Origin of the sequence: Komarekiella delphini-convector SJRDD-AB1 (genome assembly GCF_014831675.1) — a bacterium.
Lineage (GTDB): Bacteria > Cyanobacteriota > Cyanobacteriia > Cyanobacteriales > Nostocaceae > Komarekiella.
In genome coordinates this window covers 142,497-165,652 of sequence record NZ_VJXY01000006.1, presented here as the reverse complement: position 1 = coordinate 165,652, position 23,156 = coordinate 142,497, and the positions used below count along the sequence as shown (strand labels likewise).

Genomic DNA, 23,156 nt, shown 5'->3' with positions numbered 1-23,156 from the left:
CTCTACTTAGATAAGCTGATGAAGTTGGCGGAGCAAGAAGGTGAATTACTGGTGGAGTCGAAATTGCCGCTAGTAGAATAGACAGCTGGATCTATACCACCGTTAACTTTAGGTTTTTCAGATTCACATAAAATAGCTATGGTGGTAGCTTCGCTGGTAGAAGCTTGCGTTGTTACACCTACATTACCCATATAAGTTTTGAGCGGTGCAGCCGGAATTACTGTTGCTGCTTGGTTACTTACTTGACTAGGAGCAGTAGTACCACCACCAGAAATTGTGTATTTGTAATTTGAGGTTTCTGTTGCGATACCAAGACCTAAACTACCAAAGTCACCATTAGCTGCAAATCTGTTCTGTTCTAAGTAAAATGCTTGCTGCGCGCGGTTCATCGAACCTACATAAGTTTTTGCTTCTGACTGCTTGGCTTTGTTAGCTTGGTTGAGGAAAGAAGGTAGCGCGATCGCAGACAGAATACCGATGATAATAATTACTACTAATAGTTCAATGAGTGTAAAACCCTCATCTCCCTTCTTTTTGTCGAGAATGTGTTGGAGAAACTTGGCTTTTAATTCGGTTTTCATAAGTGTTTTCCCAGGGGTAGGGGTTGCTTGGGTGTTCTATATGTAACTTACCCACTCGCGATCGCTTTCCTATCACCTTGGGAAAAAAAGTTTGGGAAGATTCGGTAGCACAATCCAAAATCCTTGCACTCTAATATACACAGACATAACTAAGCCCCTGGTGTCACCAAGGGCTAGATTCTCAATTTCGATTGTGAAAGTGCCTTACTCAAACTCAGGTGGCCACAGTTCTGATACTGCCAGTTCCCAACCTGGTAGCAAGTCTGGTAGTGTAAGTGTCTCGCCATTTTGTAACATCACTGGAGTTTGGTTTAGTCGGTAAACTGTTACTGTCAATTTGTCAGGGTCAATCAGTATGCCGACTACAGATCCAAGTTGCAAAAATAACTGAATTTTCTCTTCAAGCGGTTTAATTCTGTCGCTTTTTGATTTAACCTCAACCATTAGATCTGGAACTAACTCTACAAAGTCGCGCTTGGTCTTCTTCAATCGGTCAGCCCGAACAAAAGACACATCAGGCGCACGTAGGTTTCTTCTCTCAGAGTCGCCCTCTTCTATACTTGGCAGAATAAATCCCGCGCTAGAACCAGTTACTCGTCCCAGTTTGCGCGACATGACCCAGTTATTCAAAAAGGTACTCAACCTAGTACTAATTTCCTCTGACTCGTAATCTGATGGCCCCATAACTATAATTTTCCCTTCTACTAGCTCCATCTGCCATTCTGGATGCTCGGATTGTAGCTGCTCTAAGTTTGTAATCGTGAGGGACATAACATAACAAATAACGCTTCTGTATCTATCATACGTACCTCAACAGATGAAAGCTACAATGTATTCCATCCAAATCAAAACGGCTGTATAGTTTGCCATTAGTAGCATCAATGAAAACAGATGTAATTTTTTACGAACTTATTAAGGAACTACCACAGATATTTTTTGAACTTATTGAAAAACCTGAAACTAATCCCAATATCTATACATTTACTGCACGTGAATAAAACAACAATCATTTCGTTTAGACGGGTTATTTTCTCCTGTCAAGAGATTTGAAGCGAACCTTTGTACTTTGTAGAATTGCAAACATACAAATATGAAGAATTTTACGAACGACTTTCTGAGGAAATTGTTGTTTACTTTCGTCAATATAAATAAACCAGCAAACTTAGACTAGTATGCAATTGTTATCTACTACAAACGCATTCATGAAACTCTACCTCACCCACGCTATTAGGTTTTAATCGAACAACATCTATGCTGTATTTACCTGAATTAACTTTCTACTAGAACTGAAGATTTTTTGAGTATAGGAATTGCCAAACTATTTGTAGAAACACCGACAAAAGCTACTTCCTTAGCCCAACAGCTAATCAATCAGGCAAGAGGAAATTTACCCAATGAAAATCTTCAAAAGAAAATGATAGCATTTATCAAAGCTATTGTATTTTATAAGTTCCCCAATCTTGCTTTAGAGTAAATTGAAGCCATGCTTGATTTAGATGCATTCAAAAATACTCGATTGTACGAGAGTATCTTGGCAAAGACAAAGCCGGAAACAGAACTAGAAACAAATTGAAATTAGTATCAAAATGTGTAGATAAAGGTATGACCATTCAAGCAATAGCAGAATTTTTAGAACTAGATGTTGACACTATCAGGAAATATCTGCAAGAACAGTCTTAGCGATTAAGAAGGTGTTTGGCAAGTGTTGAGCGCATAGTTATGTAGGCATTTTATGATTGCTTACCATGTGGCGTGGCCAATCATAATTTGTTATGCTATATTAAGCGTAGTCGTTATGAGTTCATAATATAGCCATGACTAACCCCACAGTAGAAAACTTAGTAATTATCGGTTCTGGGCCAGCAGGGTACACAGCTGCTATCTATGCAGGACGAGCTAACCTAAAACCTGTTGTATTTGAAGGTTTCCAAGCCGGGGGATTACCTGGTGGGCAATTAATGACAACGACGGAAGTCGAGAACTTTCCTGGGTTTCCCCAAGGGATTACCGGGCCGGAATTGATGGATCAGATGAAGGCGCAGGCTGAACGCTGGGGTGCAGAGTTATATACTGAGGATGTGATCTCAGTTGACTTGAGTCAGCGTCCTTTTACAGTGCGATCGCAAGAAAGGGAAGTTAAAACCAACAGTCTGGTGATTGCAACTGGTGCAACAGCAAAGCGTTTAGGTTTACCCAACGAGCATGAATTTTGGAGTCGAGGTATCTCGGCTTGTGCAATCTGCGATGGTGCTACCCCAATTTTCCATGGTGCAGAACTGGCTGTGATTGGTGCTGGTGACTCGGCGGCAGAAGAGTCAATTTACCTCACCAAATACGGCTCTAAGGTAAATATGCTGGTGCGTTCCGATAAAATGCGGGCTTCTAAAGCCATGCAAGACCGGGTTTTGAGTAACCCAAAAATTCAAGTGCATTGGAACACTGAAGCCGTGGATATCTTTGGTAACGGTCACATGGAAGGGGTGAAAGTCCGCAATATCAAAACTGGTGAAGAAAGCAAACTACACGCTAAGGGTTTATTCTACGCCATTGGTCACACTCCTAACACCTCTCTATTTAAAGGACAATTAGAACTGGATGAGGTGGGTTATATTGTCACCAAGCACGGTACTGTGGAAACGAGTGTAGAAGGCGTTTTTGCGGCTGGCGACGTGCAAGATCATGAGTTTCGTCAGGCAATTACAGCCGCGGGTACTGGTTGTATGGCGGCGATGTTGGCAGAACGTTGGTTGTCTTCCAGTGGTTTGATTCAAGAATTCCATCAACAGCCAGAAACAGCAGATAATGAATTAAAACATCAGCCAGCCGCGAAGAAAACCGAAGCTGAAGAAGAAGCTGGATTTAATTTAAATGCGACGCGCCATGAGGGTGGCTATGCTTTAAGGAAATTATTCCATGAAAGCGATCGCTTACTCTTTGTGAAATACGTCGCTCCTGGCTGCGGCCCTTGCCATACCCTCAAGCCAATTTTAAATAAGGTCGTGGATGAATTTGACGGCAAAATTCACTTTGTGGAAATTGACATCGACAAAGATCGAGATATTGCTGAGAATGCTAATGTGACAGGAACGCCGACGATTCAATTGTTCAGAAATAAGGAATTGGTGAAGGAAATCAAAGGCGTTAAGCAAAAGAGCGAATACCGCCAGTTGATTGAAAGTAATCTTTAGAGAATGGAGCATAGGGAATAGGGAAAACCTCCCTAATCCCCATTACTTACTACCGTTCGCTCAAGTGGCAGCCTTGACTTAATACTGTGTTTTATAACTTAGGTGACAGCATATCCGGTGTGTTGCCTAACATTTTGTGGGTGAAATCCCAAGACAATTTTTTCTTTGGGAATTCCTGCTGCTACTAATTCGTAGGTTACGCCATCTTCTGTATCATCCCGTTGCACCCAAATTTTACTATCAATAATGTCAATATGAACTAAGCAACCGTGAATTCGCTTGATATTATCCCAGCCTAAAGTTATCAGCAAATAACTGTCATTTTCGCTATCAAAGACTGCTTGACATTCAATAGCTGCGTGGGAATATGGAATTTGTATGTAGGGTACTAATACTTCTTTGATAATATGTCGATAATTATCTAAGGTATCCATTGAATAATCCTTTCATTTTCTGGATTAAAAACGAGTAACTTTAGATTCTCAGTTTCTATTAAAAGTGTACCAATTGGTTCCTCAAACAAAGCTGTAAATACGCTGTCGCGCACTGCCTAATATAATGTTCTTTTTGGTTCCAGGCGATGGATAACAGCACGATACATGATAAATCCACCAATGGCATCTTTGAGGTCTGCCATTTCTGAGGGACTAACAAAACTTTTAATTTCTACAGCTATTTTTTTACTTCCTTGCTCTGCGGCTAAGAGTTGTTTGGCTCCTAAATCTACATACATATCTTTTTGACCCCACTTTAAATGTAGAGGGTCATCTGTAATTATCTAGCCGTCTTGAATTAAGGCATTCTTAACAGCATCATGATAAATATCTCTTGCAGGCATATCATTTCTCTCAGTGTAGCTCTGTATCCACCGCGAAGTCGTCGGACTTTTATTAAGGATGTTTTGTTTACTCAATCCCCAATCCCTAATCCCTAGTATGTAAAATGGTCAGCGTATCTTGCTTGATCCAGGCGATCGCTCATGGCCATTACAAAACGGCAACTGCCAAAATTTTTACGTTCAGCCAGTAGTCCTAACCTTTCTCAACAACTAATGCTCATAGGGTTAGCCATTACCCTCTTTTTCATCTTCTTGGCATTCTTTGCTCCCGTATTCCAGACTTGGGGATGGCTGCAAAACCCCAAGGATTTTCTTTCCAATCCAATTCACGAGCCACCCTCAGCTAAATATTGGTTTGGAACCAGTCGCCTAGGCTATGATGTTTTTTCTAGGACAGTATTTGGCGCTCAAGCCGCTTTGCAAGTGGTAATTTTGGCAACAGCGCTGAGTATGATTATCGGTGTGCCTTTGGGTATGCTCAGTGGCTATCTCGGCGGTAAGTTGGATAGGGTATTGCTATTTATTATGGATAGTATTTATACCTTACCAGGGCTACTTCTGTCTGTGACGCTGGCTTTTGTAGTGGGGCGTGGAATAATTAACGCAGCGATCGCAATCAGCATTGCTTACATCCCTCAATATTACCGCGTTGTCCGTAACCACACCGTTAGTGTAAAAACGGAAGTATTCATTGAAGCTGCTCAAGCAATGGGCGCTTCCACTTGGATTGTGCTATCTCGATATCTATTTTTTAACGTCATTCAAAGCGTACCCGTACTATTCACGCTCAACGCCGCTGATGCCATTTTGGTGTTGGGCGGTTTGGGTTTTTTGGGACTAGGACTTCCAGAAGAAGTGCCAGAATGGGGACATGATTTAAAACAAGCGCTAGAAGCCCTACCTACTGGCATTTGGTGGACTACCCTTTTCCCTGGTTTAGCGATGACATGCATGGTAGTAGGGTTATCACTACTGGGTGAGGGGTTAAACGAATTTGTCAATCCTCGGTTACGGCGAGAAAATAGAATCCGAAAGTAGTCATTAGTCAATGATCAGTGGTTAATACCCAAAAAACCAATGACAAACAGAGAAGTCTGTGCGTCGGCTTCGGACGAACATAACGGGGACAAATGACAAATAACAGATGACAAATAACAATAGAGAGATTTACGTGAAAGATAACCTGACATTAATTGCCGCTGCTACTGGTGGATTTGTACTTTCCGTTGCCCTGGCTGGTATCTTAAGAGGTGCTCCAATCTCAGCTTGGCAGGAGCAATCCAGTCTTCGTTCATCTCCAGTAGCGAATGTGCGAATTATTAATAACCATGAATAAACACAGTCTGTAAAAGTTCTGCTTGCCTCAAGTCGGCACACTCTGCGGAATCTTGTTACAGACTTTCTATAAAAATACACACAGATAAAAATATCTGTGTTTATTTGTGTTCATCTGTGGTTCTATACAAATAAAGATTTTGGATTGGCCATTGTGGATCAAGTAGTTGGCATTGATGTGGGGGGAACAGCGATTAAGTTGGGGCGTTTTACATCTGATGGTACTTGCTTACAATCTTTGATTGTGGCGGCTCCCCAACCAGCAACACCAGCAGCGGTGGTGGAGGTGATACTGGATGCGATCGCTCAAATTGATCCAGATAATCAAACTGTTGCTATTGGTGTTGGTACTCCTGGCCCTGCCGATGCCACAGGACGCATTGCCAAAATCGCTATTAACTTGGCAGGATGGCGCGATGTGCCTTTAGCAGACTGGTTAGAAACCAAAACTGGCAAACCTACAGTTATCGCTAACGATGCTAACTGCGCGGGATTAGGAGAAGCTTGGCTAGGTGCTGGTCGCCACTTTCAAAATCTGATTCTGCTGACTTTAGGAACTGGGGTTGGTGGCGCAATTATCCTGGATGGCAAACTGTTTGTTGGGCATAAAGGAGCCGCTGGAGAATTGGGTTTAATTACTTTCAACCCCAATGGGCCAATATGTAATAGTGGCAATCAAGGCTCTCTGGAACAGTATGCTTCAGTTAATGCAATTCGTCGCCGCACTCTCAGGGAAGCAGCAGAATTGGGCGCTTTGGCCCAAGCAGGAGATACCGAAGCTTTGACTTTTTGGCAAGAATATGGTAAGGATTTAGCTATTGGTTTGACGAGTTTGATTTATGTGCTGACACCAGAAGCGATCGTAATTGGTGGTGGTGTCTGTGCCAGCTTTGAGTTTTTCTTACCAGCTATGAAGGCGGAAATTGAGAAGCGAGTAATGCCAACCTCACGCGCGGGTTTACAAATTTTGCCAGCGGAGTTGGGCAACTTTGCCGGGATAGTGGGTGCAGCAAAGTTAGCATGGCAAAACTATTCGAGATTTTAGATTATGGTTCAAATAATCCCAGCCAGAGACATTAGTCTTTACGAATTAGAAGAAAAATTTGGTTTGCAACTTACCACAGACACCAACTTCTTTCCAGAATGGACAGAGAATTTACCAATTCTGACTGATGGTGAAAAGCAAGCGCTTGATCGAGTGAAAAGCAATTATTTGAACTTGAATAAGCGCCGTCTGATGTCAGAAGAGACGGTAAAAATGGTAGTGCTGTCTCCTTTACTCGATTTAGCTGGGTTTTATCAACCTCCTTTTGAAATTGAAACCGAGACTTCTATCGAGATTTCTGCTAAAGATGAAGGCTTTATCGTTAAAGGAAATATTAATGTCCTTGTCATTCAAAAACGTTGTTGGATACTTGTTATTGAATCTAAAAGCAGTAAATTTGATGTGATGGTAGCCCTACCCCAAGCACTCGCGTATATGCTTGATAATCCAAATCCTGCACAACCAACTTTTGGTTTATTAATTAACGGTAGGGAATTTGTTTTTATCAAATTAATTCAACAAGGACAACCTCGGTATGCACAATCTTATGCGCTATCAATTGAACGCGATTCAGAACTACATCAAGTAATCAGTGTATTGAAGCGCCTTGGAGAATTAATCATTAGTTAGGAGTGAGTACTTAAGCAGTGGAGTTTGGGAGCATCTCACTTTTATAAAAATATCTTCACACCATGCCTAATGCTCTATGCCTTATTCTCATGACAAAGAATATCCAGTTGCCTTTTTAACGAATTGCAAAACTTTTTGATAAGATTCGGGATTACTCACAGGGTTAATAATAATGGGGATAGTGCCATCTGGCAGCCAAAAGGTGATCCTGCCGTTCGCTTCCTGACAAAAGGAACTGATGCAGTTGAGGTTAATTACGTATTCATTTTTTTCATAAATGATTTTCACCCAGTGGGCATGATCTATTTCCAAATCCGTAACGCATTCTAGATAATCCAGAACTTTTTGATAGTCTTCCAGATTACTTTGCGGGTTAATCACTATGGGAATAGCACTGTCGGGTAGCCAAAAAGTCACCCTGCCGTTGCGTTCATAACAAAAAGCATGGACACGCTCAAAATTTACTACATATTCTTTCCTCTCGTAAAGGATTTTCACCCAGTACGCCACACAATCTCCTCAAGGCTGAAGTTTATGAATGATTTTCACTCAGTAAGTCATAACATTTCCTCAATAATGTCGCCTTCATGATCACAAAATTAATTTTTTAAAATTTTCAATTTTGCATTACTTTAAAACACTGACAATGGTCTTGATGAATTGAGAGTTTAGAGAGAAAGAGCGATCGCGGCTTGAATAAACCCTTTAAATAGAGGATGAGGGGTACTTGGGCGAGATTGAAATTCTGGATGAAACTGGCAAGCAATAAAGAATGGGTGGTTGGATAATTCCACAATTTCGACTAAACGTCCATCGGGAGAAGTACCACTAATAACATAGCCAGACTTTAACAACAGATCGCGGTAAGCATTGTTAAACTCATACCGATGCCGATGCCGCTCATAAATCACATCATCTTGATAGAGCTTAAAAGCTAAAGTATCAGGTAGCACACGGCAAGGATAAAGTCCCAAACGCATTGTACCGCCTAAATCAACGACGTCTTGTTGTTCTGGCAATAAGTTAATCACTGGGTCAGTGGTGTAGGCGTCAAATTCCGCACTATTGGCATCCGTTAATCCTGCTACGTGTCTGGCCCATTCAATTACGGAACATTGCATTCCTAAGCATAAACCCAAGAAGGGAATTTGGCGATCGCGAGCATATTGAATCGCGGCAATTTTACCATCCACCCCCCGAATACCGAAACCTCCTGGCACAATCACGCCATTGACACCTTTAAGATGGGTTTCAGCTGGTTCAGTTTCCAAATCCTCTGAATTTACCCAACGCAGTTTCAATTTGCCACAAGTTGAGATTGCAGCATGATGCAGGGCTTCTACTACAGATAAATAAGCATCACCTAACTGCACATATTTACCAACGATGGCAATTTCTACCTCGTATTTGGGACTATGTAGACGTTGTACCAGGGTTTGCCACTGGGTTAAATTTGGTTGGCGTTGTTCCATTTGCAGCAAGTCCAGCACTTGCTGCGCCATGCCTTCCTTTTCCAGATTCAGCGGTACTTCATAGATACTCTTGGCATCTTGGGAGGTGATGACGCATTCTTCGGGTACATCGCAAAATCCCGACAATTTCTGTTTTAATCCTTTAGGTAGAGGGCGATCGCTCCGACAAACTAAAATATCCGGTTGAATACCAATGGATCTCAGTTCCTTCACCGAATGCTGTGTCGGTTTAGTTTTCATCTCACCCGCAGAAGCAATCCACGGTACTAGCGTTACGTGCATATACAACACATTTTGCCGTCCCACCTCCTTGCGGAACTGGCGAATCGCTTCCAAAAACGGTAGTGATTCAATATCTCCTACCGTACCACCTATCTCAGTAATTACAACTGATGGATTCGTACTTTTGGCAACTCTTAAAATTCGCTCTTTAATTTCGTTGGTGATGTGAGGAATCACCTGCACAGTGCCGCCATTGTAGTCTCCGCGCCGCTCTCTATTGATTACTGCCTGGTATATTGCTCCAGTAGTAACACAGTTCAATCGCGACATTGAAGTATCGGTAAAGCGTTCGTAATGCCCCAAGTCTAAATCTGTCTCCGCGCCATCCTGGGTAACAAATACTTCCCCATGCTGAAAAGGACTCATTGTCCCTGGATCGACATTGATATAAGGGTCTAGTTTGAGAATCGACACCGAGTAATCGCGTGATTTGAGCAAACGCCCTAGACTTGCTGCTACAATGCCTTTGCCTATACTGGAAACTACACCTCCAGTTACAAAGATAAACTTAGTCATAATAGTTTTAATTTCTAGCAACTTCTAAAAATACATCTCGTCATTGTGCCACAGTCATTGTGGTGAAATCTTTTGTGATTTGACCGTGAAAAACCTTTTAGGATTAGTAGTATTAGGCTGTGTTGTCACTTCCTCCGTAGCATTGGCAGAGCCATCTCTTTTAGTCGTTTATCCCCAAAATAACCACCAGACAAGTGCTGAACAAATCTTCTTTCTTGGTACAGCACCACCTGATGGACAAGTTTTGTTTAATGGTAAGCCAATTACCCGCAGCAAGACTGGTCATTTTTCTCCAAGTTTCCCCTTGCAGTTGGGAGAGAATTTGTTTACTGTACGTCACCGTAACCAAGAACTTCAGATTAAGGTGACAAGGCTTACGAATCAGCCAGAGTTACCACAGGGGTTAGCCTTTGCCAAAGATTCCCTGACTCCAGCAGTTGACATTGCTAGACTACCAGGGGAACTAATTTGTTTTAGCGCGATCGCACCCCCCAATGCCAGTGTATCTGTCAAGCTGGCTAATCAAACTGTAGCCCTTTCACCGCAACCCCAACAGGCGCAACTGCCAAGTAATTTGGCAGCTCTCACGGGGCGAAATCAGCCTACTGCCCAGTCTACCGTAGGAAAGTACGAAGGTTGCACTACAGCACAACAGCTTGGTTCCCTAATTTACGGTAACAATACCATCTCCGGTGCTGTTGTTCAGGATTCCGGCAAAAATGTAGATTTGGGTAAACCGGAATTTCAACTAACCCTCAACGGCAAGACGATAACTCAACCAGGGCCCGGCAAAATTCAAATCCTTTCACCCGCGCAGTTACCAGTTTTTGAGGTGACAGCAGAGTCAGGCGTGGCTCGCACTGGCCCTAGTACCGATTATTCTCGACTTACACCACTGCCGAAAGGGACAAGGGCAACAGTTACAGCAAAGGAAGGTGAATGGTTACGCCTAGATTATGGTGCTTGGATTAATAGCAAAGAAACCCGCTCTTTACCTGGTGCAATTCCCTCACAGACGGTAATCCGCAGTGTCCGAAATCGCCAACTCCCTGGTTTGACGGAGATATTTTTTCCCTTACAAATTCCCGTACCTGTCAGCGTGCAACAAGATGACCGCACTTTCACCCTTACTCTCTACAATACCACTGCCCAAACAGACATTATTCGCCTAGATGACAACCCCCTAATTTCTCGCCTAGACTGGCAGCAGGTGGCTCCAGGACAAGTAAAATACACTTTTAACCTCAAAAAAGCTCAACAGTGGGGATATAAGCTGAGATACGACGGTACAACCCTGGTTTTAGCTTTGCGTCATCCACCTGCAATTGGACACAATAGACGCAAGCCTTTAGCTGGCATCAAGATTGTACTTGATCCAGGACATGGAGGTAAAGAGTCTGGTGCCACTGGCCCGACTGGATATTTGGAAAAAGATGTAAATTTAGTGGTATCTAAGTTGCTGCGCGATGAGTTGGTGAAGCGAGGGGCGACTGTGGTAATGACACGGGAAGATGATAAAGATCTTTCGCTAGTAGCACGTCAGGAAATTATTAGTAAACAAGAACCATGCATCGCTCTTTCCATACATTACAACTCTCTACCAGATAATGGCGATGCTGAAAAAACTAAGGGATTTGGAGCTTTTTGGTATCATCCTCAAGCCCACAGCCTAGCAATATTTTTGCACAATTATGTAGTCAAAGCACTAAACAAACCTTCATACGGCGTGTTTTGGAATAACTTAGCGCTAACACGTCCAGCGGCAGCGCCATCGGTATTGCTGGAATTGGGTTTTATGAGCAATCCTGATGAATTTGAGCAGGTGGTAAACCCAGAAGAACAGAAGAAAATGGCAAAAGCGATCGCAGAAGGTGTTACAGAATGGTTTAGGAGTGTGCAGTAAACAGAAATACTGTGAAGTAGTTTGAAAGCATTCAAGAAAAAATGTAAGCTTTGCAAAAAAGAGAAAGTTTTTGCCTTTGATTCCTAAGTTTTTCGGCTTGCCACAACTTAGCAAACATTACTTTTATATATGAAGTTCTCCCATATAGCAGGTTGTCTTGGCATGGCATCAATCGGAAATTTGCTTTGTTGCCTCTTGTACTTGCTCAACTGACAAACTCAACGCCTCTGCCACCTGCTTCATTGTCAATCCCAATGCCAATAATCGAGGTACAGCTTCTAACAAAGCTTCTTCTTTGATTTCTTGATATACTCTCGTTTGTTTCAACTCACTAAATCCAAACATTTCTGCTATCTCCTGTCGGCTTTTTTGCGGGAACTTGTAGAACACTATCGTCTCTATTAATTCTATAATTTTGCTTTGGATAGCTTCATCAGCAATTTCTTGTTCAGCTTTGTTAATTAATTGCTTTGCTAATTCAACCGTTGTTTCTTTTGACTCTACAACTAATTTCACTACACCCACGCCTAGTGAACGGTCTGTTTCTTCCCCTAACTCATCCAAATACACACGCTGTACTTGCTGAGTTAACAATAGACCACGATACTGCATCGGCACTTCTGGGTCTAAACTACGTTGAGGATACAGTACAACTGCACGCCAATCATTAGGTAAGTCATATTGACGGAAGTATAAAAATATTTCGCCAAAAAAGCGCGAATAAAATCTTGAATCAGACTGAAACTGAACTTCTACAAAATATATCGGCTGGTCAGAAGAATTAATATAAGGTAAGAATAAACCATCTATACGAAAAGCAGTTTGCTTGATTTCAACTGATGTGAATTGATAGTTATTACCAGTTGCGGCAGATTCACCAATCAATTCAAAAAATATGCTGGGAAAGTTCTGAAATAATTGATAAAAAATGGAGTCAGTTCTCATGGGATGAAGATTTTAACGTTACCCACTCACTGCCACTTATGCAATATGGGCATAGTAAACAACCCCCACGCTAAACCCGTAATCATCCCAAAAGGTGTAACCACGTAATTATTAAAACTCCACAAACCAAACACCTGCGCTGCCAACTCCAGAGGATAAGCCATCATCAATACGCTAGAGAGCGCCGCACCATTCCAGCCATACTGATTTAACCAGTAAAAACCTTTACCACCAGTTACAGCATACAGCAGACGAGTAATCATCAAACCCGTTACAGTGCCGTAGCAACGCATACACACAGCCATAATAAACGGGGGTGCTAAATCTAACCCCAAATCCGGTTGCGGACAGACATGATTACCCATGAAATAAATGATGTCCGCAATTCCCGGAAGCAAAAACACCCCAGACCCAGCCAGAAAGGGAGCCACTGGCGGGCCTAAAACCATACCCACCAGTATAAAATCAGCGATCGCACTGACCCAATTAATTTGCAATCTACTGAAAGCTACTCTTGCCATTCCCTTCCTCTGCGCCTCTGTCTTGAAAAGTTATGATCGCCGGGAGCCGGCGCTCATACTTTTCGCTGCGCCTCTGCGTGAGATTTAACCTACCTTAGCAATATACGGACTCGTCAACTTATCCAACTGCTGCACCAGGAGACTGAGAAATAATCCCACATCCGTCACCACACCCACCGATTCGACAGAACCGCGATCGCTCAACTTAGTAACCACAGCTGGATTAATATCCACACATACCATTTTCACACCCGCAGGGGTCATATTTCCCACCCCAATTGAGTGCAGCATTGATGACAGCATTAAAATCATCTCCGCACCTTCTAGTTGTTTGGCATATTCTTCCTGTGCCTTAATCAAATCCATTTGAGTATCAGGTAAAGGCCCATCATCTCTAATGGAACCGGCAAGCACAAAAGGTACATGATTGTGGACGCACTCATACATCACGCCACTCTTAATCGCTCCAGCCTCAACTGCTTTGGCAATACTGCCGTAACGGCGGATACTATTAATTACCTTCAGGTGATGGCGGTGTCCACCACGGACGGCGACACCCCGCTTCATGTCCACACCGAGGGAAGTCCCCATGATATTTTGCTCGATGTCGTGGACTGCGATCGCATTACCACCCAGCAAAGCTTGCACGTAGCCTTCACGAATCAGTTGCGCTAGGTGTTCGCCGCCGCCTGTATGAATGACCACAGGCCCAGCCGTGACAACTACTTTACCACCAGCATCTCGTATTTTACGTAATTCCCAAGCCACTTGCTCGACGACTAATTCCACACGCCGCTCGCTGGAAACACCCGCGGACATAAAGCTGAATTCTTGAGTATTGCGTAGTTCCCGCGATTCAGTTTTGCGAATGGTGCGGATACCTAACACGTCTACAACAACTTGGTCGCCTACTTCGACATCGCGTAAGATTTTACACCGTGCCACTATACCATTAGGAGTTTGGGTAATAGCGATCGCGCCATCCATCCGCTGATTTTCCACCTTCACCCACTGACCACGAATCCGAACTTCGGTGGGATAAATTGTACTAACGTAGAAATCATCAGGAGCTACACCAGCTTGGATCACAGGCTCAAGTTTGGCATCTCGCTCATCTTCGGGTAAATTTACTGCACCTAAATCAATCAACCGGGAGATGATTTCTTCCATCACTTCATGCGATGGTGCTGACACCTTCACCTCGGCGGCTGAGGTACTTTGCCGCTGTTCTCCCAAGTTGAAATTCAGGACTTGGAAGCTTCCCCCAGCGTCCACAATCAGATCCAAAGCACGGTTAATCAAACCAGCATCCAGTAAGTGTCCTTCCATCCGAATGACGCGGCTTTCTACCGAGACATTGGCATGAACTTCGTCTCTAACTGGTTCTGTCACCCGCAAGGTCAGACATTTAGCCGCACCACCAGCTTTGAGAAATTCGGTAAGCGGCGTTTCCATCACTTGGAAACCGACATCTGCAAGGCGTGTTTTCAAAGCATCACTCGCCTTGTTCATGATGATAATGCCGTCCACATTCACTGCATTACAAGCGAAGTTGACTGCATCCGTTTCCTCAATGGCGATCAGCTTTTCTGGTGCAACTCGCATTTCGATTAAGCGGTTGGAGTAAGAATCAAAAGCGCCTGGATAGTAAAGCAAATAGCCGTTTGCTAGGGGACAAAAGCAGGTATCTAGGTGATAGAAGCGTTCATCTATTAGTCGTAGAGACAGCACCTCAATATCCAACCATTTAGCTAGGTAAGGGTGAGAATCTAATTCTGAACGGAAACCGTATCCCGCCCATAACCAGCGTCCTTCCCGATCTAGCAGTGCGTCACCTGCTCCCTCAAAAGGCAAATCTTTAGGGAGTTCATGTACTGTGTAATTATTTGCCTCAAACCATTGTTTAAAGTGAGGTTCTTCTCCCTGACGTTCTTTGTGTAAAAAGCGACTGAGGACGACGTTCTTTCCCAGTACTAAGCCAGCATTGGCGGTAAAAACTAAATCAGGCCAACCTTTCTGGGGTGTTACTAAATCTACAATGGCGTGTTGTTTGAGGATGTAGTGTAACCCCTGCCACTGTTCGACGGCGCGATCGCGCGATGACTTGTGAATATTCCCTTCCATCCAGGGATTAATTACATAGTCCACATCGTAGTGGTCAGGAGGACACATTAAAAAGCGAATCAGGGAAGTCATAAAAATTTTACAAGCGTTTAGATGCTACAAGGTTATTTTGGATACAGATTTTTGTTTTTCCAATTTGTAAAATCTGCTACTAAACCTCTACCTCTTGATAGTTGAAGGCTTTACAAAGGCTTCGTTCTTAATTCTATTACTGTAAGAGACAAACTGAAGGGAAGATATAAACTAGCTGGCGAAATGGCAAGAGGGGTAACAGGCATAGGTCTGAAAGTACAATTTCGTGTTATTTTAATGCCGTTTAGTTTTCATAACTCTGATGGCAAAGCTAACAATAACGATTGAAGATAACCCTGACCTAGAGGAGATTCATACTGTTATCAGCCAGCTTGTAGAATACAACAACAGTCAAGTAGAGAAAGATGTACACCAGCCACTAGCTATCTTAATTCGAGATACTAACAGCACAATTGTTGCTGGTTTACTTGGCAAAACACAATGGGGATGGCTATTCATTTCTCACCTTTGAGTTACGGAAGGGCTACGAGGTCAAGGATACGGAAGCCAAATGATGTTAAAAGCCGAAGAAGCAGCTAAACAACGTGGCTGCTGTCAAGCCTACCTGGATACTTTCAGTTTCCAAGCCTTGGGTTTTTACGAACGTTTAGATTATCAAATATTTGGTGTTTTGGAAGACTTTCCTCTAGGATATAAAAGATATTTTTTACAGAAATCAATTTAGCGACTTGAGCACAAGGCGCGATCGCTTTTTGTTACCTTTGGATTTGTCTGCAAATATTCCTTTAGTAAATTACAGCCTCGTGCTAATAAACTTTCTAGCTTAATATCTGCCAAATTCTGGAAAATCACCGTGCCTTTGCCACTACCCACAGCCAGAGTTTTGCCATCATGGCTAAAACTGACACTGGTTAACTCACCTTTATCACCTTTCAAAGCAATCAGTAATGTCCCTTGGCGGTTCCAAAGCTTCACTTTATCATCACTGCTAGCGACCAAAGTCTTACCATCGGGGCTAAAACTGACACTGATAAAACTGTCACCATCTCCCGCGAGATTAGTTAGCAACTGACCGTCCCGACGCCAGAGTTTCACTAGGCTATCAGTACTAACCGAGGCAATAGTTTGGCTATCAGGCGACCATGCTACCCCGTTAACCCGACGGCTATGACCAGTTAAGGTATATAGAAGTTTACCCTCTCGATTCCAAAGCTTGACTGTTTTATCATCGCTAGCTGATGCTAGCAACTTACCATCCGGGCTGAAGCTTAGCCAATTCACTGCATCTTTATGACCTTGCAAGGTATTGAGCAGTTTACCGTTTTGGCTCCAAAGCTTGACTGTTTTATCTTTACTCGCTGAGGCAATCGTCTGACCATCAGCTGACCATGCTACACCCAAGACCGCATCATTATGACCTTGCAAGGTGTTGAGTATTTTACCATCTTGGCTCCAAAGCTTGACTGTTTTATCTTTACTCGCTGAAGCGACGACCGCTTGACCATTGGGTCTGAAACTAACGCCCCAAACTTCACCTTGATGACCCTTTAAGGTGTTGAGCAGTTTACCGTCACGGCTCCAAAGCTTTACCGTTTTGTCTCGACTTGCTGCGGCTAAGGTGCGATCGTCAAGACTAAAACTGATACTAGTTACCCAATCATCATTCTTAACCCTTGGTCGCAGCAACACATCGTCCCAACGCCAGAATTTAATAGTTTTGTCTCGACTGGCAGAAGCCAGAGTGTAACCATCAGGGCTGAAACTGACGCTATTAACCCAATTATTATGTCCGCGCAGAGTTCCTAGCAGCACACCCTCAGAACTCCAGAGTTTGAGCGTTTCGTCGGTACTTGCAGAAGCAATGGTGTTACCATCACGGCTAAAAGCTACACTAGTGACGCCAGCACTATGTCCCGACAAGGTTCTCAGTAGCTTACCCTCTAGACTCCAGAGTTTGGTAGTCTGATCCAAACTAGCGGAAGCAATTGTTTTACCATCAGGCGACCACGCTACACTTTTAACTGCATCATCGTGTCCTTGTAGGGTTTTAAGCAATTTACCATCCCGACTCCAGAGTTTTACCGTTTTGTCGGTACTCCCGGAAGCAATAATTTGACCATCGGGCGACCAAGCTAAACTCAAGACTGCATAATCATGATCCTGTAAGGTTTTGAGCAATTTACCGTCTTGAGTCCACAGTTTTACCGTTTTGTCGGTACTCGCTGAAGCAATAATTTGACCATCAGGGCTGAAACTGACGCTATTCACTACAGCCTCATGCCCTGGTAAGGTTTTGAGTAATTGACCTTCTCGATTCCAAAGTTTTACCGTCTTGTCTTGACTCGCAGAAGCAATAATTTGACCATCAGGGCTAAAACTAACGCTGTTAACCACATCTTCATGGCCAGTCAACGTTTTGACCAAACTGCCATCAAGACGCCAAAGCTTAATTGTATTATCGGCACTGGCGGAAGCTATCAAAGAGCGATCGGGGCTGAATGTGGCGCTATTCACCCCAGACGTATGTCCCTCCAAACGGTTATACTCTCTTACCGCGTAAACTGACTGGTATAAAGCCGTTTGTACTCGTTCTCTCGTATAGGAATCTACCCAAACTGTGTGTTGCAGTTTTCTACCTGCTTTTAAACCTTCTTTTAAGCTATCGACACCTTTTTGTGACGCAAAAAGGGCTTCGCTAGATGCGCTGAGGGTTTTAATTTCGCTATCTACTGCTGTCACTATAGAAACACTTAGCCCCAATATGGCTAGAACGGAAGCAGTTAGGGCAATTTTTAAAGAACGATTTAATTGAACTTCACTGAGCCTTTGTTTTTCTTGGCTTTCTGCTAGTTGACTTGTTAAATCTTTTTCTTTTAGTTCAGCGCGCAATTGCTCAATTTCCAACTGACTCAATTCTTCGCGCTTGCGTAGCTCCCGCAATTCTGTTAATAAATCTAATCCCTGCTGAGGATTAGTATCTACCAGTTTAGCTTGCTGCTTTTTTTGTCTAAGTTCACTTTTGAGTCGCTCAATTTCAGATTGACTCTGTTCTACTTTGTAGCGTAGCTGATTAAGTTGTACCTGTAAGCTTGATTCTTGTTGTTGCAAGTAACGAATCAAGTCTACTAAATAATCATGAATTAGTTGATAGCGTTCGGGAACATCGGGAAAAAGAACCACTAACCCAGAGCGCACTAAAATATCTAATACTAACTCTAATTTAGCCGGATCTTCTAATTCTGCTAGTTGTGTGGCTAGCTCAGCACGAGTTTTAAAAGGTCGTTTGTTGCTTTCATCTGTTAATAAATACAAGACGAGTAAAGCGGCTCGTTCATTTTCTGGGCCGCAGTCTCTAATAAGTTCTTTAATATATCGCTCAATAAGTTTGTTGGGTCTATATGGTAGATATTCTTCTAGCTTGGTAATTCGCTCATCTTGGATTTGCGCTCCAACAACCTGCAATTCAATGGGGCGGACTTCGCCAAATTCTGTAGATAGATCCTCAACCAAAGCATCAATTAAAGCAGGTTCTAAATTAAACTGAGAACGTTCTGTTAATTTGCGGATAATCGCTTTAGCATATTCTGGTGAAAAATTATTTAACTGATAGCGGATATGTTTGTCGAGAATATTATTATTAATTGCTTCTAATGCCGAAAGATGTTTAAACTCTAATAAGCGATGCAAATAATCTTCTCGTAGGGAGAGGATAACTTTAACAAAAGGTATCTTGAGGCAGTAGCTAATAAATCTATCAAATTCTTGCTTTTGATTGCGATCGCTATAACCAAAGAAAAATTCTTCAAACTGGTCAAAAATTAAAACTGTGATCAGATGGTCATTAGCGTTTTCGCGTAATTGTTGCAAAATCCCGGCGATCGCAACATCCATAGAGTACGATAAAGCTTCCGATGCAATGGCTGCTTCTCCTTTGATGTGAGTCATCGCCTCACTTAAAGATTTTCCTAATTCCTGTACCCAATTGGTATAAACTTGCAGTACAACAGGCACGGCTATTTGATCGCCAATCGCGCGATTTTGCAGTGCTGGAACTAAGCCCGCAGTTACAGTAGAACTTTTACCTACTCCTGACTGACCATGAATCACTGTCAGCTTTTGATCAGCGCGGCTAATTCTGCCAATTAAGTTATTAATATCTCGTTCACGACCAGAAGCGGCAATTTCTAAAGCAAGGCTGCTATTCCCAGAAGATGACATCAATGCTGGATTTGTCGCTTGTCTTTGAGGTTGCAAGCGACCTGCACCAATGAAAGCCCGAAAACCATACTGCTGCTCAACAGAACGTCGTTTTTGGCGAATGCAATAAGCTTCTAGATACCGACCTTCTTCAAAATAAAGCGATCGCAACCTCCGCAATAGTCGAATATAACGATGGGCATCGTATTGAGGTGCGCTACTTTCTAAAGCTTCTGGAAGTTCTTTTGTTGCCTTTTCCAGATATTCACCAGCTACTTCTAGCTCACCCAAATTTCGCTGTGCTTTCGCTAAAACTAAATAATAAATTTGCCCCAAAAGCAATGGGAACAAGCATTTATAAGGATCACTATGCTTTTGCGCCTCAGCTAATTTCAATAGTGATACATGTGCCAATATACTCGCCTGTGCCCACCGCGACTGCTGCACAGCCACCTGAGCCAGAAAACCGTAGTCACAAGCAAGTTGGATTTGACTACCATAGGTTTGATGCAACTCCAAAGACTTTTGAGCAACAATCTGCAATTCTTCCCACTCTTGCAGATGTTGCAAAACTTCAGCGAGTTGACCAATAAATTCAGCGACTATATCTGGACGTCCAGCCAGCTGCAAAACATCTGAGCATTGCTGAAAATAAGATTTAGCAGCAGACCAATGGCGGCGATTTTCTGTCGGATTTTGCTCTGCTAAGCGGCAATAACATAGCCCAATATAAAACAGTAACACTCCCTGTCGCAGAAGATCAGGAGATGGTGGAATGGGTGGATGGATGGATTGAAATAAATTTTCCCCCCCTCTGTTTCTCTCACCCTCCTCCCCCTGCTGCTGCCAAAACTGCAAGCTTTGCTGAAAATGGGTTAAAGCTGTATCGATTCTGTCACTAACATAATCATCTAGACCGAAAACAAATTCCAAACTGGCGTGTAATTCTGGTTCTAAGCTGATACCACGATTTTGCAACTCTCTAATGGCAAAGTGGAGTTCATAGCTATGTTCCCAGGCTTGCTCTAAAGTTGAATAATGGTCTGCAACTTGAGATTCTTGATTTGCAGTATCACTGTGCAAAACTGTGGCGAACAAAGAGTTAGTTTCCTGTTGCAGAAATTGCAGCAACTCCGAGGTAGTCATTTCAAACCGAATCGGTGTAGCCGCCCAACTAGCAAAATCTGGTGCTAAACGTACTACCTTTTGCAATACCTCATCATTCACCCACAAAATCATCGGAAATGGGTGACGTTTGCGAAATTCATCACGAATATGATTGATTGATCTCAGTAAGTCATCAATTCCATCCACTGAATCTAAACCATAAACCATCAATGCCGATGGCTGCTGCTCTGTAAGCTGTAAATGGATAGCTGTATAAAGACTTCTGACATTGTGAGGTAAAACTACCTTTTGAATCTGGTACGCCCCTAAAAAAAGTTCATCGAGTCGTTGCAACACGCGCTCTTGCAAGGCTTTATAGTTACAGCACACCAAAACTACGGAGAATTGACCGCTAGAAAGAGCAACTGCTCGTCCCAAACTCCGCAAAGCACGCTCGTTAGTTGCTTTTACATCTGCTTGTGGGTGTCGTTCAACCATGATTTAAATTTTTGCGTCTCTGCTAAAACTGGGTTGACGGCAAACCAAGCTCCTCGATGATCGCGGTATTCAAATACAAACAGACTTCGCAATAGGGTGTGATATGCTATGTCACCACCGACTCTTTGCTGTTGCACCACCTGAAAGATTAATTCCCATTCATGGGGATCAAGGGCGTTAGCTCGGTAATCTCGCTGTCTTTGAATCACCAGTTCAACACAGTCCCGCTCAAAGGGTGGGTCTTGTTCTCGGAGACAGTCAAACAGCAACCCTAACAAGTCGCGGACATGACCACCGCTAATCAGGCACAACCGATCTAAGGTTTCCAGATTATCAAACACTTGTGTTATTAAGCCTAACCGATCGCTAGGTAGGATGTCTGGGAAGGCTCTAGCTAATACCATTTGTCGCATCATTGCCAGTCCTTGGGGGAAAATCTCTCCAGAGCGTAAACGCACTGGGATCATTGGCAATACTTTAGGCGCTACGCCACCACCTAAGCGATGTTGAAGTTCAGCGCTGTCGTTGGAGAAAGTCAGGGCTAGGGGAATAGTGTAGACTACATGACAATGCAATTTACGTAGCTGCTCACCCCGCTCAATAAATAAATATTCTGGCAGCGATCGCCCTGATGGTAAAGGTCGAATTGCTACCCGATCTAGGTTATCAACAATTACCACTAATCCTTGTTTACCTAGGGCTTTCAACTGTTTGTTGGCATGTTCTAGCAATTCTTTATTAATTGAGTGCAAAATATTTGCCGTTCGCGGTTCTAGGTAGTCTCTTAATCGTCGTCTTAACTGTGGACTTTCTTTAGTTTTGGCTGTAATTTTGGCAATCCCAACAGACAACTCTGCTTCTACCTCAAGTTCAATAGGCGTTTGCAGAAAATCTCTAATTTCAGCAAACAACTTGGTAAAATATTTCGGCTTTAACCCAATTTTCATCGCTTCCAGGCTTTCACTTACCTGCCCCGCGATCGCTAATAAAATATCAGTCACATCCACATCCGCCATTTCAAGGACATGGGTAGACTCAAAGTAAACTACATGAAATTTTTGCTCCTCTAACTCAGCTTTGAGCCGCAACAATTCTGTTGATTTCCCACAGCCGAGATGCCCTGTAAATAGCTGACAAGTCGGTGCATCTGGCGATATCTTGGTAATCGTGCGCTGCAAAGCTTCAATGATTTTGCCACCCCGCACCGCAGCAAAATCTATATAGTATCGGCGATCGCGCAGATTTCCTATCATTAGCGGTCTGCTCGGATTGCAAGCCTGATAAAATCTTTCTAAATCTAGGAGCATAACTAATCGACTCCAGTTAGGGAACAGTGGAGATTACAAAATCTGCTAAATATATTTACTTTTGGTAATTTATGCTTTACTGTAATACATCTCACTCCAATTACAAACTAAAATAACAGCATTCCGGATTGTTTCGCATAGATGTGAGCCATCCGGTGATGCTTTCATTTATTAAATAATAAGTACAAATACTCCTAAAAGTACGAATTAAAAAATAGTTTACAGAGAAAAATGTATTTCTATAAATTGTAAAAATATCAAGCTAAGAAAAAGGTACTGTTGAGTACAATTCTGCTGTGTTCCTGAATATTAAATTATTTTCAGTACTACTCATCAAAACCTCAAATTATCATCAGCTTTAGTCCTAAATATAAGCATATCAATTAACGCGATCGCATCTCCTGATACACTAAAGGAAAAATATTTGTAGCTGATGAGAAATACCTAATTACCATTGTGGTATTTCAGTTAACAAAAAAATGTAAATGCCCGGTTTTTTGTCAGGCGATCGCCTGGTTATGATAATTAATAAAAATTTTGTCCTTCATTCTCTTGAATAGCTCTTTTACAAATGAGTTCCTGCGGATATGGGAATCCGCTTTGATTATTGAAAAAGACTAAGAGGATTGTGCTT

Annotated in this window: 20 protein-coding genes and 2 pseudogenes; 11 read left to right on the top strand and 11 right to left on the bottom strand. The window is 42.7% G+C overall.

What is annotated here, in order from left to right; genetic code table 11:
* Window positions 1-2 precede the first annotated feature (2 nt).
* Together FNW02_RS08135 and FNW02_RS08130 are read right to left on the bottom strand one after the other, a co-directional pair.
* Window positions 3-581 carry a type IV pilin-like G/H family protein gene (locus FNW02_RS08135; RefSeq protein WP_191757036.1) on the bottom strand — a complete coding sequence of 193 codons (579 nt, stop codon included), beginning with the start codon at window positions 579-581 and terminating at the stop codon, window positions 3-5.
* Window positions 582-785: 204 nt separating this feature from the next.
* The gene (locus FNW02_RS08130; RefSeq protein ID WP_191757035.1) at window positions 786-1,352 is read right to left on the bottom strand and encodes a Uma2 family endonuclease; all 567 of its coding nucleotides are present in this window, start codon (window positions 1,350-1,352) and stop codon (window positions 786-788) included.
* A 110-nt stretch (window positions 1,353-1,462) separates the two neighbouring features.
* Here FNW02_RS08130 and FNW02_RS39505 point away from each other — a divergent pair, with 110 nt between their 5' ends.
* The 4 genes from FNW02_RS39505 (at window position 1,463) to trxB (ending at window position 3,769) form a co-directional block, all read left to right on the top strand.
* The gene (locus FNW02_RS39505; RefSeq protein ID WP_263627726.1) at window positions 1,463-1,579 is read left to right on the top strand and encodes an Rpn family recombination-promoting nuclease/putative transposase; all 117 of its coding nucleotides are present in this window, start codon (window positions 1,463-1,465) and stop codon (window positions 1,577-1,579) included.
* Between the two features lie 61 nt (window positions 1,580-1,640).
* Entirely contained in the window at window positions 1,641-1,733 is a 93-nt protein-coding gene (locus FNW02_RS39500) for a DUF2887 domain-containing protein (protein WP_348535378.1), read from the top strand.
* 145 nt (window positions 1,734-1,878) lie between these two features.
* Window positions 1,879-2,055, top strand: a complete 177-nt coding sequence (locus FNW02_RS39495; protein ID WP_263627722.1) for an Rpn family recombination-promoting nuclease/putative transposase — start codon at window positions 1,879-1,881, stop codon at window positions 2,053-2,055.
* Between the two features lie 340 nt (window positions 2,056-2,395).
* Complete coding sequence (gene trxB, locus FNW02_RS08120) at window positions 2,396-3,769, top strand: thioredoxin-disulfide reductase (RefSeq protein WP_191757034.1); 1,374 nt, start codon at window positions 2,396-2,398, stop codon at window positions 3,767-3,769.
* A gap of 98 nt (window positions 3,770-3,867) precedes the next feature.
* Here the strand turns inward: trxB and FNW02_RS08115 are convergent, their stop codons facing one another.
* Both FNW02_RS08115 and FNW02_RS39890 read right to left on the bottom strand, forming a co-directional pair.
* Window positions 3,868-4,203, bottom strand: a complete 336-nt coding sequence (locus FNW02_RS08115) for a XisI protein (protein ID WP_191757033.1) — start codon at window positions 4,201-4,203, stop codon at window positions 3,868-3,870.
* Window positions 4,191-4,547, bottom strand: a pseudogene (locus FNW02_RS39890) (element excision factor XisH family protein). Before FNW02_RS39890 ends, FNW02_RS08115 begins: the two are co-directional and overlap by 13 nt.
* 201 nt (window positions 4,548-4,748) lie before the next feature.
* Between FNW02_RS39890 and FNW02_RS08105 the strand changes: the two are divergent.
* The 4 genes from FNW02_RS08105 to FNW02_RS08090 all read left to right on the top strand — a co-directional run bounded on the left by FNW02_RS08105 (window position 4,749) and on the right by FNW02_RS08090 (window position 7,617).
* A complete protein-coding gene (locus FNW02_RS08105; RefSeq protein ID WP_191757032.1) occupies window positions 4,749-5,645 on the top strand; it encodes an ABC transporter permease in 897 nt (298 codons plus the stop codon).
* A 106-nt stretch (window positions 5,646-5,751) separates the two neighbouring features.
* Window positions 5,752-5,943 carry a hypothetical protein gene (locus tag FNW02_RS08100; RefSeq protein WP_191757110.1) on the top strand — a complete coding sequence of 64 codons (192 nt, stop codon included), beginning with the start codon at window positions 5,752-5,754 and terminating at the stop codon, window positions 5,941-5,943.
* Window positions 5,944-6,096: 153 nt separating this feature from the next.
* Complete coding sequence (locus FNW02_RS08095; RefSeq protein ID WP_191757031.1) at window positions 6,097-6,987, top strand: ROK family protein; 891 nt, start codon at window positions 6,097-6,099, stop codon at window positions 6,985-6,987.
* Window positions 6,988-6,990: 3 nt separating this feature from the next.
* Window positions 6,991-7,617 carry a type I restriction endonuclease subunit R gene (locus tag FNW02_RS08090; RefSeq protein WP_191757030.1) on the top strand — a complete coding sequence of 209 codons (627 nt, stop codon included), beginning with the start codon at window positions 6,991-6,993 and terminating at the stop codon, window positions 7,615-7,617.
* 87 nt (window positions 7,618-7,704) lie between these two features.
* On the opposite strand, the gene FNW02_RS08085 is transcribed toward FNW02_RS08090, so the two are convergent.
* Window positions 7,705-8,127 (bottom strand): hypothetical protein, encoded by a 423-nt coding sequence (locus FNW02_RS08085; protein ID WP_191757029.1) that lies wholly within the window; start codon window positions 8,125-8,127, stop codon window positions 7,705-7,707.
* Window positions 8,128-8,285: 158 nt separating this feature from the next.
* The gene (locus tag FNW02_RS08080) at window positions 8,286-9,887 is read right to left on the bottom strand and encodes a CTP synthase (RefSeq protein WP_191757028.1); all 1,602 of its coding nucleotides are present in this window, start codon (window positions 9,885-9,887) and stop codon (window positions 8,286-8,288) included.
* Between the two features lie 85 nt (window positions 9,888-9,972).
* Between FNW02_RS08080 and FNW02_RS08075 the strand changes: the two genes are divergently transcribed.
* The gene (locus FNW02_RS08075) at window positions 9,973-11,790 is read left to right on the top strand and encodes an N-acetylmuramoyl-L-alanine amidase (protein ID WP_191757027.1); all 1,818 of its coding nucleotides are present in this window, start codon (window positions 9,973-9,975) and stop codon (window positions 11,788-11,790) included.
* A 168-nt stretch (window positions 11,791-11,958) separates the two neighbouring features.
* Here FNW02_RS08075 and FNW02_RS08070 read toward each other — a convergent pair whose 3' ends face one another.
* The 3 genes from FNW02_RS08070 to argZ form a co-directional block, all read right to left on the bottom strand.
* The gene (locus tag FNW02_RS08070) at window positions 11,959-12,735 is read right to left on the bottom strand and encodes an Rpn family recombination-promoting nuclease/putative transposase (RefSeq protein ID WP_191757026.1); all 777 of its coding nucleotides are present in this window, start codon (window positions 12,733-12,735) and stop codon (window positions 11,959-11,961) included.
* Window positions 12,736-12,761: 26 nt separating this feature from the next.
* A complete protein-coding gene (locus tag FNW02_RS08065) occupies window positions 12,762-13,256 on the bottom strand; it encodes a DUF2085 domain-containing protein (protein ID WP_191757025.1) in 495 nt (164 codons plus the stop codon).
* An 84-nt stretch (window positions 13,257-13,340) separates the two neighbouring features.
* Window positions 13,341-15,452 (bottom strand): bifunctional arginine dihydrolase/ornithine cyclodeaminase, encoded by a 2,112-nt coding sequence (argZ, locus tag FNW02_RS08060; protein WP_191757024.1) that lies wholly within the window; start codon window positions 15,450-15,452, stop codon window positions 13,341-13,343.
* A 262-nt stretch (window positions 15,453-15,714) separates the two neighbouring features.
* On the opposite strand from argZ, the gene FNW02_RS38490 reads away from it, so the two are divergent.
* Both FNW02_RS38490 and FNW02_RS38485 read left to right on the top strand, forming a co-directional pair.
* Window positions 15,715-15,924, top strand: coding sequence for a hypothetical protein (locus FNW02_RS38490; RefSeq protein ID WP_225225508.1), 210 nt, complete (start codon window positions 15,715-15,717; stop codon window positions 15,922-15,924).
* Window positions 15,925-15,936: 12 nt separating this feature from the next.
* Window positions 15,937-16,137: pseudogene (locus tag FNW02_RS38485) on the top strand (GNAT family N-acetyltransferase); the annotation flags it as partial.
* Here FNW02_RS38485 and FNW02_RS08050 read toward each other — a convergent pair.
* Window positions 16,134-21,215 carry a WD40 domain-containing protein gene (locus tag FNW02_RS08050; protein WP_191757023.1) on the bottom strand — a complete coding sequence of 1,694 codons (5,082 nt, stop codon included), beginning with the start codon at window positions 21,213-21,215 and terminating at the stop codon, window positions 16,134-16,136. The pseudogene FNW02_RS38485 and the gene FNW02_RS08050 sit on opposite strands and share 4 nt — an antisense overlap.
* On the bottom strand, window positions 21,185-22,522 hold the full coding sequence (locus FNW02_RS08045; RefSeq protein WP_191757022.1) for a P-loop NTPase fold protein: 1,338 nt from the start codon (window positions 22,520-22,522) through the stop codon (window positions 21,185-21,187). Before FNW02_RS08045 ends, FNW02_RS08050 begins: the two co-directional genes overlap by 31 nt.
* Window positions 22,523-23,156 lie beyond the last annotated feature (634 nt).